Here is a 13,019-nt window from a genome sequence, read left to right as displayed (position 1 = left end):
GTTTTTTACTGTTTGCTGACTACTGATGACTGTTTATTGATTACTTACTTATCTAATCACATCCGCTTGTGCAATTGCTTAGGAACCCCGCCCAATCACCGTAAAAATTTCTTCTAAAATTTCTTTGGCTCCTTTGTCGCGCAACAGGTGTGCTAGTTGTGTGCCCAGTGCTTCGGCTTTGTTGGCTTCTCCAGTGAGGCTATCTTTTACCAGCTTTTGACCATCTATGCTGGCAACTATACCTGTTAAAGTTAATTGTTCGCCAGAGATTTCTGTATTTACACCGATAGGTACTTGACAACCGCCCTCTAAATCGCGTAAAAAAGCTCGTTCGGCGAGACAGCGATCGCGTGTTTGGGGATGTTCGATGGCTTTGAGTAGGGAAATTAATTCGCTATCATCGGCACGGCATTCGATCCCCAATGCGCCTTGGCCGACGGCGTGGAGGGAGATGTCTTGAGGTAAGATTTGATGAATGCGATCGCTCATTTCCAATCGCCCTAATCCTGCGGCTGCCAAAATCAAGGCGTCATATTCACCAGCATCGAGTTTTGCCAACCGTGTAATCAAATTTCCCCGGACATCTTTAAAAGTGAAGTGGGGGAATCGATGGCGTAACTGTGCTAAGCGCCGCAGAGAAGATGTACCGATGACTGCACCTTCTGGCAAAGTTTCGATTTGTTTATCTTTGTGCTTTTCATGCACCACTAGCGCATCGGCTGGGTTTTCCCGTTCGGTAATTGCTGCTAGTGTTAACCCTTCGGGTAAGTTTGTCGGCAGATCCTTGAGGGAATGAACTGCAAAGTCAATCTCGCCATTGAGCATTCCCAACTCAAGTTCTTTAGTAAAAAGTCCTTTATCGCCAATCTTGGCTAATGCTACATCCAAGATTTTGTCGCCTTGGGTAGACATGGTGTGGACTTCAAAAGTGATATCTGGATAGCTTTTCTGTAGTTGCTCCTGTACCCAATAGGTTTGAACTAGAGCAAGTTGGCTTTTGCGTGAACCGATACGAATTGTGCGCGGAGGACTAGAAACAGCTGATGTCATAAAACAATATATCAAACCAGGGATTAATTCACTCTCATCTAGACTACCGTAGTGAGTGACTTGTACCCATTTTGGATTTTAGATTTGGGATTTTGTATTACAATTCTTTACGAAAATCAACTACACCGAGCTTGGCTGAGGCGACGCTATACGGTAACTCATTTGTAGTAAATGTAACCTTGGTTGTGGCATTTGGGCAGTGGCGATCGTTGATAAACTAGATGCAGAAATTTCGCAGTCGCAGAAATCATGAGTCTTGCCAAGTCTGCATCCCTAACCCTAGAGGAATTTCTCAAGTTACCAGAAACTAAGCCTGCAAGTATTTATATTGATGGCGAGATTATCCAAAAACCAATGCCAAAAGCCCGCCACTCCGGACTTCAGGCTAAGTTGATTAATAGGATTAACGAAGTCACAGAGAAAAGACAAATTGCTTATGCTTTTCCAGAGTTGCGTTGTACTGTTGGTGGTAGGTCAATTGTTCCAGATATAGCGGTGATTCGTTGGCAACAAATCCAATTTGATGACGACGGAGAACCTGTAGATGATATGCTAATTGCTCCTAACTGGACAATTGAAATTCTGTCTCCAGAACAAAGTTATAACCGAGTTATCAGCAATATATTACACTGCCTAAAATATGATTGTGAATTGGGATGGTTGCTCGATCCTGATGACCGCTCAGTTCTTGTTTTTCAACCACATCAACAACCAGAATTTTGTCATAAAAACGATAAATTGATTGTTATCGAGGGTGTTGATTTAGAGTTGACAGTAGAACAAGTATTTAGCTGGTTAAAGATGAAAGAGTAGTCAGAATTTAAATGTCAGATTTAAGATATTCCTGTAATTGTTGAGTACGCTCTTTTGTGGTATTTTCTAGACAACCAAAATAAATTGTAGGGGCTATACTTCCACCTTCATATTCGCTTCTCTCAAATTCACAAGTGGTATCTCTAAATTTAATCCATGCTTGCTGGGCAGCAATCAATTTTTGTTTTCTAGTTCTATCTAACTTTGGCAGTAGTTGTTGATAAACTGCGTTCAATTTTTTATCAGCACTTTGATAAGACAACCTACTGCATTCATTAATTTCTACCTGAGTTTGAGCATTATTGCAGTTTAGCTTTTGAGCTAAATGCATTTTTGGTAGATCTGGCGTTGTGGTGGCTGTTGTCAGACTGGGAGTGTATAAACTGCTGAAAGTTAGTAGATTGACTATTAGAGGAAATAAATAATACATGTATTTTACCTAGCACGTAATGATTTTAGGAATTTTAGCCATTTTTCAATCGCTCAAACATCAACAATACCAAGCCATAACAAATCAGGGTTGCACAAAAACCCTTGAAATTTCCAAATCTCATAATTGAGGGTTATGGTTGGTTTGTATACTGAGCAAGTTTTCACTTCGACTTTATCCTACCAATAAGCATAAATTATTTAATAAGTCAAGAATCTTAATTTAATCAAGATAGTCATACCTATGGCTATAAAGATGGCGATCGCCTCTGACCTATCATAGGCAACGACAAAGCCTGCATAGGTTGTAGGGGATCGCGGTACACAAAAGCGATCGCTTGTGCATATACTTTTTGTAGAAGTCGGCAAAACAGACAAAATTTTCCTTTGCCCTTTGTCTACAAATGTGCAAAAATTACTTTTGCAAGAGATATTGAGCAACTATACTTGACAAGTCGTGATGAAAATACCTGATTCTCCGTTGGTTATTCCCTACTCTCTAACCTCAACATATGCCTGATTTACTTGTTTGAATTGAAGTCTAAAAATTGAAAGTCCAGAAAATTAAAAAGTGTAGTTTTAATATCAATTCCATTTTATGGTATTGAATGCTAACTAATGCTTAGGTAAAAATTTGAAAATTGAAAGATTATAAAAAAACATATAAACTTTTTTTTTGGAAGTATAATGACTTGTTTTCCAACACCATAGGTCTAACAGACCATTGTAATTGTAATTGAGAACAGTATCGGCTAGATTTTCAGGGTTTCCTCTCTCTAATCGGGGCAAGAAATCTATTCTGTGCTGGCTGAAGAAAGAGATTTCATGCTCACTTTATCAAGGAACCGCGACCAGCAAAAATTATGACCTCTTTAGATCCTAATTTTTTTGACATTACAACCAAAAGCCTAATCATCATCGATCCAGCCGTTGATGACAATAAAAAGCAAAATCATCAAAATTTGGAAGTTACCTTAGAAGACATAGCAAATACAGAAACAAAAACGGTAGCGTTGAAAGCACACAAGCTGCCGAAAATTCCGCCGAAGGAACTTTTAGCACCTCCTGGGGATTTCAATCCTACCCTACTGCTATTTTTGGCAGCTTTGGGAACATTGGTATTATCTAACTTTGGTTACTGGCTTTGGCAATGGCCGGACTGGCTATGCTTTTGCCTTAATACTATTGCTTTGCATTGTGCGGGGACAGTAATTCATGATGCATGTCATCGAGCTGCCCACCGCGATCGCATAATTAATGCCATGCTAGGGCATGGTAGCGCCTTAATGCTGGGGTTTGTTTTCCCAGTATTTACGCGGGTGCATTTGCAGCATCACGCTCATGTAAACCATCCCAAAGATGACCCAGATCATTATGTTTCTACAGGCGGGCCGCTGTGGCTAATTGCATTTCGGTTTTTGTACCACGAAGTATTTTTCTTTCAGCGACGATTGTGGCGTAAATATGAGCTATTGGAATGGTTTATCAGCCGTTTAATTGTCGTTGGAATTTTTTATATAGCAATTCAAAATCATTGTTTAATGTATGTTCTGAATTTTTGGATTGTACCTTCTGGTATAGTGGGGTTAATACTAGGCTTCTTTTTTGATTACTTGCCCCATCGTCCTTTTAGAGAACGCGATCGCTGGAAAAATGCTCGCGTATACCCCAGCCCAATTCTTAATATTCTAATTTTGGGACAAAACTATCATTTAATTCATCATTTATGGACTTCTATTCCTTGGTATAAATATCAGTCTACATACTATCTAATGAAACCTTTATTAGATGAAAAAGGCTGCTATCAAACTTCAGGATTACTACAAAAGAAAGACTTTTTAGAGTTTATTTATGATATTTTTATCGGAATTCGCTTTCACCATCAAACAACCAACAAGAAAGACGAATCACACAATTAGGAATCAGCTGCACTCCATAAATATTGCACGCTAATTCATCGGGTTGTCATTAGTCATTTGTTATTTGTTCTTCGTTACTTGTAACTAATGACTAATGACTAATGACTCCTATGTATCAGTTTTATCTACATAATTAGGGTCTTCAGTACCCAGTAGTTTATCCCAGAGCGTAAAATACAATCCGTAGTGTACCTTATACTTGCGGTGATGTATTGAATGATGCATAGAACCAATCAGCCACTTTCCAATCCAGTTAGTCTTGGATGAAGAAGGAAATACCTCAAATCCTAGATGGGTAAATACTGCCCAAACTGTCATAGTTATAAGTGCGGCCACTAAGGTAATAAAATGTAGTGGAACTATGTAGATTACAGCTACAAAAAAAAGTGCTTGTACGATCGCCTCTGGAAAATCAAATGCAGAAGAACTCCAAGGCGTTGGTTCTCCTGAACGGTGATGTCCGTAATGCATCCATTTAAAAATCAGAGGGTGGTGAAACATCCGATGGATAAAGTAAAAGTATGTATCCTGAAGAATTAACACCACGACAAAACTAGCTAGCAAATACCATAGTCCGTACTCGGAAAGATTAGTGTATAATAGCGTTTTTCCTAAGATATACTCTGAAATAATAAACGCTCCAGAAATACCAAAAACGGCTGCGGAGAGTACCGATAGTTGAATATCCTTTAGAATAGAAGAATTAAGCAACGGTTTCAAACGTAAACTCTTGTTGGCGAGAGACTTTCCCAAAACTGAATAAAACAGCAAGTATGCTCCTCCAGCTATCAGAAAATATCGGGCAAGAGTGATAACAAAGAAGAAAAACCAATAATAGAAAAATGAATGATTCGTCAATTAGACCTATCCGTAAAATTAATTAATTTAGTGAAATGAAAGTGCTGAATTATATCAACAATAGCTAAGCTCTCCTAATTTATTAATAGGCAAAATTCACTGTTTATTTTACAATACTAAATACTCTAGTTATTGTATATTTAGATTTCTTAATAGATTTCTCGTCTCCTTTGTGACACAAATACTGAGATTTTGCGTGTTTCTAAAAAAATGTTATCCAGCAACTTCAATTTAGTGAATTTATTATTTTGTAAATGAAAATTATAATCTCTTTCAATTGTCGGTTTATACACCAGAAGTTAGAATTCAGAATCCAGAATTTAGAATAGGTTCTCGGTTGGTGTAGCTACCAAATAGACTTCTTGCAGAAGTCGGGAAAAGGGGAAGGGTAAAAGGGGAAAGGTTTGGTATTTTCCCTTTCCCCTTTTACCTTTTCCCTTTTCCCACCTCTTGCAAAAAGCAATGAAAGCAAGAGGTCTAATCTAGATGGTGTAGTTCGCACTTCATTGAAATCTGCTGCATCACACACGTAAAAAGAAGTCACAATAGTATGAGAATAGTAAAAATAATTTGATATATTAGCTATCCGAGCTTAGTACTTATTCCCTATGAATCGTTCCGCCTGCCTCATCTTCAATCCAGTAGCCGGCCAGGGTGACCCAGAATTAGAACTGGCAGAAATTCGATCGATATTAGAGCCAGAAATTGATTTAGATATTTATTTAACAACTGAGGAAGTTGGTGCTGATGCCTTGGCCTATGCAGCAGTAGAGCGAGGGGTAAATGCCATAATTGCTTCTGGGGGAGATGGCACCCTCTCGGCGGCGGCGGCGGCAGTAGTTGGTACTGACATTCCGTTTGGGATAATTTCTAGGGGTACAGCAAACGCATTTGCCACGGCTTTGGGAATTCCTGACACGATCGCAGGTGCATGTCAGACAATTTTGCAGGGAGGAACCCGCAATGTAGACGTGGCTTATTGTAACGATTTGCCAATGGTACTGCTAGTGGGTGTTGGCTTTGAAGCTGAAACCGTAGAACTAGCAGACAGGGAAGCTAAAAATCGTTTTGGGATGATGGCTTACGTTTTAGCAGGAATTCAGCAACTGAGAAACTTAAAGAACTTTGATGTTGAAATTGAAACTGAAGACAGAATAATTAAAACCAGCGCGTGTGCAGTCACAGTCGCCAATGCTGCGCCTCCCACTTCAGTATTAGCACAAGGGCCAGCAGGTCTAGTTTATGACGACGGGCTACTAGACTTAACAATTGTAGCTCCAACTAGTAAAGCCGGAGCGATCGCTGCAACATTCCATCTCTTCCAAACAGCTTCTACAGGCAACGCCGCAGAACGCAATGATATTGGTTATCTGCGAGCCAAACAATTTAAAATTACTACAGAGCCACCACAAAAAGTTGTTTTGGACGGCGAAATCATCGGTACAACACCAATAGAAGTAAAGTGCGTACCAGCAGGCTTAAAAGTTTTTGTGCCACTAATAGAAGAAGTTGAGCCTATAGAAAAACTAGACGGACTCCCCAATTTGGTTATTGAGATGAAAAATACACCAGAAGAGTGAGGATAGATGAGGGAGACAAGGAAGAGGGCGGAGACAAGGAAAAAAGATTGCTACCTTGTCTCCCTTGTCCCCCACTCCCCACTCCCCTCCAATTAAATATTCAGGAGTTAGGTTGCCTTGAAATTAGTATCCGATCCACCTATTGCTAAAAAAGTTCGCAAAATGAATCAGCGGGTACGATGGCAAGATCCGTTGATTGTCGAACGCAACATCGATCAAACTCGATTAGTGCTGGATGATGGTCATGCAGATGATTTGGAGTTTTCGTTTTTAGTTGTAGGTGATAGTGGTTCTGGAAACCATCAGGGACAGAATCCCCAGCGACAGGTGGCTGAACTCATGCTGCCCCATCACGATGAATGTCGTTTTATGCTACACACCGGGGATGTGATTTATTTAGTGGGGTCGAGTGAGTATTACCAACAGAACTTCATCCAGCCTTACCGAGAGTTTATCGTTGGTGGAGAGCATCCCAGAAAGATTACTTACGACCATATGGTTTTTAAGCTGCCGATTTTACCAGTACTGGGAAATCATGATTATTATGACTTACCGATTGTCTTAGGGTTAGCATCGCTGACAACATTACCGATTCGTAAACTGTTGCGATCGCGGTTAGATTTAGATGTAGGTTTGCATGGTTCGGGAACAGGCGACGCTTACGCACGGGCTTTTTTAGACTATCTCAAAGCCTTTGAGCTTCCAGGAGCATTAGACGCTCATTTAAATCGCTACTACACCGCCAAAACAGACACGGGTAATTGTCTTTGCTATCAACCAGGGCACTTTACCCGCCTTCCCAATCGCTACTACACTTTTCGCTATGGCGGTATTGATTTCTTCGCCTTGGATTCTAATACATTTAACGACCCACCACCGCTACCGAAGACGAGAAAAGGTGAAGCAGACCGTAAAGTCTTGGAAAAACGCCGTCAGGATTTAGAGCAAGAAAAAATGCAAATCATGGAAACCTCAACCAAGCTAAATCCTGAAAATCCTAGCGATGCCGATGAGTTAGAGGACTTCCAAGCCAAGCTGTCGCAAATTGAAGAAATTATTGTTGATATTGATAAGCAACTAGCCACAGACCGACCTACCCAGACTGACATCGAACAACTCGATTGGCTCAAGTACAGACTAATCGAATCTTGGAATACTGACGAAGTTCGGGGACGGGTGATTTATTTCCACCATCCTCCTTACGTGACTGAAGCGACAAAGTGGCAGCAAGCACAAACTTTGACAATTCGCAAGCATCTACGTGAAGTTCTGGATGGAGTAGCTCAAAAAATCGGTTCTTTAAATCAGGGGCGTCCTTTGGTCGATTTGGTATTGAATGGACACGCCCACTGTCTAGAATATCTGCAAACAATGGATACAGGACACGCAGATTCTCATATCCCCTGGGTTGTTTGTGGTGGTAGCGGCTTTAGCCTGCGACGCCAGCGGATTGAGGGAGCAAATTTAATGGAGGAGAATAAATTAGTAGCGCGATCGCATTTGTTCTTAGGTCGCAACGGTTACGGTTCTCAAAAGCGACGCCCTTATTCAAGTTTACGCATAGATGTCAAAGGCGAAGGAAGCCCCAAATTTATTGTTCGTCCCTTGGTTGCCGAATGGTATCAACGACAATGGTATAGTCATGAACTCGAACCGTTGGTAATTTAGGGAATGGGGCATGGGGCATTGGGCATTGGGCAAACAGGAAGTGTGGGAGGTGTGGGAGGTGTGGGAGGTGTGGGAGGAGAGGGAAGCATAAATTCTCTTTACCCCCACACTCCCCACACTCCCCCATCCCCCCTCTCTCCCCACACTCCCCACACTCCCCCATCTCGTCATCTCCCCTGCCTCGCGCCTTCTACTTAATAAACATAAAAGTAGAGACGCAGCGATCGCGTCTCTACAAACTTCTTCATTAGCCTTTTTACGTGTAATTGCACCCAGGAAAAAGTAAAACAATTTTGAATTTGAGATTTATTTCACCGATAAATTCGTTTTTTTAGACATTTTGGATTTGGAATTTTCAATCCAAAATCAAAAATCAAAAATCAAAAATTCAATAATGGTTTTTTATTAAATGATTCCTGAGCCTTTACCGCGTTTGTCACCCTTTTCTGTTAACTTACCTTCTTCGTCCTCGTTAATATCTTCAAGTTCATCAACACGTTGTGCAGTATCTTCTGTCGCTTCTTGGCGTGCATCACCAGGTTCTTCGTAGTACATTTCTGGTTCAACTGCATAGTTGTTCAACAAACCTTCTCTGTCTACGGTGTAACCGTCGGTGGTACGTATGCTTTCGGAATCGGTTTGGTCGTCGGTAGCTGAACTGGCTTCTCTTTCTTCTGTGGGAGTTGTTTTGTATTTATCTCCTTCTCTTTCTCTGCGAGCAGCTGTTTCAGCGGGGATAATTCCGCGATCGTATGTATCTACTTCTGCACGTTCAGATGAATCTATACCTTTTTTAACTGATTCATTAGTCATAAATTATGTCCTCGCTAAAGAATGTATTGAATAACTTCGAGAACTAGATTAGGCTGTTTTACATTTCCAATCTACTATCTTGAGAAGTGAGTTAAACTTCTAGATACATGATTTTCTCTATCTTGAGATGTATCCAAAAGATTCACCGTAACAGTACTGAGTCACCGCAGTTTTGGTAGGCGTTACTCCTTTGGAAAAACCGAAAGGTAAGTAGGCAGACACAATTATTTAGAAGACGCATTTCGACTTCGCTCAATGCTCGATCGCTGAGAAGACGAGGGTTGAGTTTCGACTACGCTCAACTTCCGCGTAGTCGAAACTCAACTTCCGCGGAGTCGAAACCCGGCAACCTGTTTTTTAGTTTAATTTAGTGTTTCTACTTAGCCGTTGCTCAAACTTATCGCTAAGTACTGAGTAATCGCTATTACTCAAGTTAATATGAAAGCTGATTCAATAATTTGAATATAATAATGTAATTAATTTATAGCTGCTTATAATCGCATGAGGTCAATAAATTTGTAGGGGTGCATAGCTATGCGCCCCTACGTTGTACCTTATCAAAGCGAGAATTGGTACAAAATGATTTACAAACTTATTCGCCCACAATTTGGTTTCTCAGAAATTGAATTTCATTGGCTAATTCTTGGCGATTTGATGCTTTAATTAAATAGCGGAAAGTAAACCAAGTGGCATAACCAATTCCAATTAATTCAAAAATTGGTGACAGTAGTGGAATATCATTAATCGCACCGAGAACTGCTAATGCTACCTTGACTGTGACGAGCGCCGCAACAATTAAACTTAGAGTTATTAGAGCCTGGCTGTAGTCCTTAAAAAAGTTACTTAAGTATTGTGGCACTTGCCCGAAAAATTCCAAAAATTGTCTACTAATTTGTTGCCATTCTGATTCCGATGCTGGTGGTAGCTTTGGCAAATTTGTAGTATTTGTCCCCTCAAGCGCTAGGGTAGCTTGTAATGAAGAAGGGTTAATGGATTCGAGTGGCTGCTGTTGGGTTTCCATAGTTTTGGTTTTCAGCAATTACAGGAGTTTTTATAAATTACCTGAGCGTCAATAAATATAGTAATTAAAGTTGTCAGTTGTCAATTATTTTTCTTCATTAAATTAAGTATACTACTCTTAAGGTGTTTGGGAATCGCCTTATTCAGGTAGAGAATTACGATCTGAATAATTTGTATTTTGCTTGAATGTGCAAAAAATGTTCCTAAATCAACTGATATTACTGTATATGTATGATATGGCGATCGCCGGAACTCTTAAAGTTATATCATGTCCGCCTAATTAGTTATAATTCCCACATCTGTGCAAAAACCAGGAAACCCTCTTTTCCCCTGGTAGAAAGCTCCCTGCTCCCCTGTCGTCTAAATGATAAGTCTTTAACCGAACACGATATTATTTGTGCGGGCAGGGAGTGGGCAGATACACCATTAATAGCGTTTGTACTCCAGAATACAAAATTGTTCAAAATGAGGCAACAAATGTCTATCAGACAATGTTGCCGCATCTATAGCGAATTACAAATCGCGAATTGGTATTAAATAGTTGTTAGCTGTTTTAGCTTTTTGGTGGAGCAACAGTAGCTTTCACCACTACTGATTTCACACCTTTAATTTCTTTGGATAACCGTTCAATCTTAGCAATTTGATCTTGATTGGGTACGGTTCCTCCTACAGTTACAACTCCATCTTTTGCTGCACTAACTGTTAATTGACCGCCAGGTATATTCGCCTCCAATTTAGAGCGAACTTCACTTGCTAGGTCACCTGCGGCTCTATTTGCATCGCCGCCAGTAGCATTATTGCGTTGTTCGCGGGCGCGAATATCTTCATTTAATTGTCTTCTGCGGAGGTCACTTTGTGCATCTTTTTGAGAAGCTTCTGTTGTTTGACTGGTTGGTGTTTGTGCAGCTTCGTTGGGATTACCAGGTGCAGATTCACTTGTTTTAGAAGTGTTATCGCAAGCAGCAGCACCAAAAACTAAAAGGCAACTAATTACTAGGGGAGTTAGCTTTTTCATATGTTTAATTTGGGTTCAGATGAAATGTGTTGAGATTTACGGCAGAGGTGAGGAGCAAGGAATCTGAACTCAGAATTCAGGGGAGAAATTTGATTAATCGTGTCTGTACGCCTACAGTATTTAGAATTGAAAATTCTGAATTCTAAATTCTGAATTCTGAATTCTGAATTCTGAATTTTGATTAGATTATGTCATCACGGCGATCGACGATAACTACAGCAGGATCGTCTCTATCAACTTGCGTTGAGTAGTTGGTACGATCGCGATCTAAAACTCCTGTGGTGTGATGGGTTCCTGCATCGAAACCTGAGCGAGATTCGCCTAGATCTGTGGCGTCATATACGCCGAATTCTTCGATACCTCGACGGTTGAGAATTGGTTCGGCTTTGTAGATCTCAGCTTCTGTACCATCGACAATCACTAAGTAATCACCTCTTTGGAAGCGATCGCTATAAACTCTAGCTCTGTGTTCGGGAATTCCTAAACCAACTAGTGCGCCGACAATACCGCCAGCTGCTGCACCAATAGCGCCACCAGCCAGTGTTGTTGCTATGGCTGTAGCTGCTGCGCCACCTGCCAGTACTGGGCCGATTCCGGGAATTGCTAAGGTTCCAAGACCAACTAATAAGCCTGTCAAGCCGCCTAAAACGCCGCCTGTAGCTGCACCAGCTTTTGCACCCTCGTCTGCTTTATTACCCGCACCGATGTTTTTATTCTCTACACCGGCGATACCATGACCGTTGGCATCTTTGGCAATAATTGAAACTCTACTCATCGGGAAACCCGCATCTCGCAATTCTGTAAGTGCTGTTTCTGCATCTCGACGATGAGAAAATACACCGATTGCGCGTTTGTTTGCTTGCACGGCTGTAGTTGTACCTTGCACGCCTGTAGTTCCAGGGGCGTACCCGGTTGAATCGAAAATTTGCCACTGTTGAATTCCGTGGTGACTGATGACAGCTGCTGCACGTTGGATTTCAGCTTCTGTTCCACTAACAACGATGATGTAATCGCCTTGATTGATGCGCTCGTTATAGAAATGAGTGCGGTTATCTGGTAGTCTCCAGCGGTTAGAGTCCCAGCGATCGCTTAGATGAATATCTGGAAAAGATTCCCGGTGCGAAGTGTCTCTGTGAATTAAAGAAATTTGGCTCAAGGGAAAACCTGCTTTCCGCAGATCGCTAATTGCAGCTTCCGCATCCGGTCGATGAGAAAAGTATCCTACTGCATATTTGCCGCTAACATCGTGATGAGCAACACCTGTAGTTGTATGTGCGTTATCTGGATGGTCGTAAACGCCAAATTCTTCGATACCCCGCTGACGTAATATTGCTTCTGCTCTGGCAATTTCAGCGTCCGTACCATCGATGATAACTAGATACTGTCCTCGTTTGACGCGTTCGTCGTATACTCTGGCTCTTTCTTCGGGAATTCCCAAACCAATCAATGCACCAAGCAAACTACCAGCTACTGCACCGATACCTGCTCCAGCCAGAGTGGTAGCCAAAGCGGTCGCTGCGGCTCCAGCCAGCATAATCGGCCCGATTCCAGGGATGGCTAAGGTACCAAGACCTACTAATAAGCCTGTTAATCCACCTACAGCACCGCCGGAAACTGCTCCCACCGCAGCGCCTTCATCGGATTTATCACCAACGCGATCGCGCACTTCCGCGCCAGCAATGTCATCACGCTCTCCATCCCGCGTAATAACAGATACTCTATTCATATCAAAGCCGGCATTTTTCAATTCATGTAGCGCATGTTCAACATCTCTACGAGTAGAAAATACGCCTACAGCACGTTTATGTAAACCTACAACCATTATTTTTCTCCACAGACAGTAAAATCAATTAT

General features: G+C 41.3%; 13 protein-coding genes. 5 read left to right on the top strand and 8 right to left on the bottom strand.

What is annotated here, in order from left to right; all coding sequences use genetic code 11:
* Positions 1-78 precede the first annotated feature (78 nt).
* Positions 79-1,050 (bottom strand): hydroxymethylbilane synthase, encoded by a 972-nt coding sequence (gene hemC / locus NSTC745_RS21435; RefSeq protein ID WP_445632748.1) that lies wholly within the window; start codon positions 1,048-1,050, stop codon positions 79-81.
* Between the two features lie 249 nt (positions 1,051-1,299).
* On the opposite strand from hemC, the gene NSTC745_RS21430 reads away from it, so the two are divergent.
* Positions 1,300-1,863 (top strand): Uma2 family endonuclease, encoded by a 564-nt coding sequence (locus NSTC745_RS21430; protein WP_445632747.1) that lies wholly within the window; start codon positions 1,300-1,302, stop codon positions 1,861-1,863.
* Positions 1,864-1,870: 7 nt separating this feature from the next.
* Here NSTC745_RS21430 and NSTC745_RS21425 read toward each other — a convergent pair whose 3' ends face one another.
* Entirely contained in the window at positions 1,871-2,293 is a 423-nt protein-coding gene (locus NSTC745_RS21425) for a lysozyme inhibitor LprI family protein (protein WP_445632746.1), read from the bottom strand.
* Between the two features lie 200 nt (positions 2,294-2,493).
* Positions 2,494-2,670, bottom strand: coding sequence for a hypothetical protein (locus NSTC745_RS21420; RefSeq protein ID WP_445632745.1), 177 nt, complete (start codon positions 2,668-2,670; stop codon positions 2,494-2,496).
* 485 nt (positions 2,671-3,155) lie between these two features.
* Here NSTC745_RS21420 and crtR point away from each other — a divergent pair, with 485 nt between their 5' ends.
* Positions 3,156-4,211, top strand: coding sequence for a beta-carotene hydroxylase (gene crtR / locus NSTC745_RS21415; protein ID WP_445632744.1), 1,056 nt, complete (start codon positions 3,156-3,158; stop codon positions 4,209-4,211).
* A gap of 108 nt (positions 4,212-4,319) precedes the next feature.
* Here crtR and NSTC745_RS21410 read toward each other — a convergent pair whose 3' ends face one another.
* A complete protein-coding gene (locus NSTC745_RS21410) occupies positions 4,320-4,931 on the bottom strand; it encodes a sterol desaturase family protein (RefSeq protein ID WP_445632743.1) in 612 nt (203 codons plus the stop codon).
* 746 nt (positions 4,932-5,677) lie between these two features.
* On the opposite strand from NSTC745_RS21410, the gene NSTC745_RS21405 reads away from it, so the two are divergent.
* The 3 genes from NSTC745_RS21405 (at position 5,678) to NSTC745_RS21395 (ending at position 8,515) form a co-directional block, all read left to right on the top strand.
* A complete protein-coding gene (locus tag NSTC745_RS21405) occupies positions 5,678-6,649 on the top strand; it encodes a YegS/Rv2252/BmrU family lipid kinase (RefSeq protein ID WP_445632742.1) in 972 nt (323 codons plus the stop codon).
* A 117-nt stretch (positions 6,650-6,766) separates the two neighbouring features.
* Positions 6,767-8,317: a metallophosphoesterase gene (locus NSTC745_RS21400; protein ID WP_445632741.1), complete on the top strand. Its 1,551-nt coding sequence runs from the start codon at positions 6,767-6,769 to the stop codon at positions 8,315-8,317.
* A gap of 3 nt (positions 8,318-8,320) precedes the next feature.
* Positions 8,321-8,515: a hypothetical protein gene (locus NSTC745_RS21395; protein WP_445632740.1), complete on the top strand. Its 195-nt coding sequence runs from the start codon at positions 8,321-8,323 to the stop codon at positions 8,513-8,515.
* A 207-nt stretch (positions 8,516-8,722) separates the two neighbouring features.
* Here NSTC745_RS21395 and NSTC745_RS21390 read toward each other — a convergent pair whose 3' ends face one another.
* The 4 genes from NSTC745_RS21390 to NSTC745_RS21375 all read right to left on the bottom strand — a co-directional run bounded on the left by NSTC745_RS21390 (position 8,723) and on the right by NSTC745_RS21375 (position 12,987).
* Complete coding sequence (locus tag NSTC745_RS21390) at positions 8,723-9,130, bottom strand: hypothetical protein (RefSeq protein WP_445632739.1); 408 nt, start codon at positions 9,128-9,130, stop codon at positions 8,723-8,725.
* A gap of 592 nt (positions 9,131-9,722) precedes the next feature.
* A complete protein-coding gene (locus NSTC745_RS21385; RefSeq protein ID WP_445632738.1) occupies positions 9,723-10,151 on the bottom strand; it encodes a CAAD domain-containing protein in 429 nt (142 codons plus the stop codon).
* Between the two features lie 552 nt (positions 10,152-10,703).
* The gene (locus NSTC745_RS21380; protein ID WP_445632737.1) at positions 10,704-11,165 is read right to left on the bottom strand and encodes a BON domain-containing protein; all 462 of its coding nucleotides are present in this window, start codon (positions 11,163-11,165) and stop codon (positions 10,704-10,706) included.
* 181 nt (positions 11,166-11,346) lie between these two features.
* Positions 11,347-12,987: a histidine kinase gene (locus tag NSTC745_RS21375; protein WP_445632736.1), complete on the bottom strand. Its 1,641-nt coding sequence runs from the start codon at positions 12,985-12,987 to the stop codon at positions 11,347-11,349.
* Positions 12,988-13,019: the final 32 nt, after the last annotated feature.

Source organism: Nostoc sp. DSM 114161, from assembly GCF_052692665.1.
Note: the sequence above shows the minus strand (reverse complement) of the source record. Positions and strands in the feature narration are given on the sequence as shown.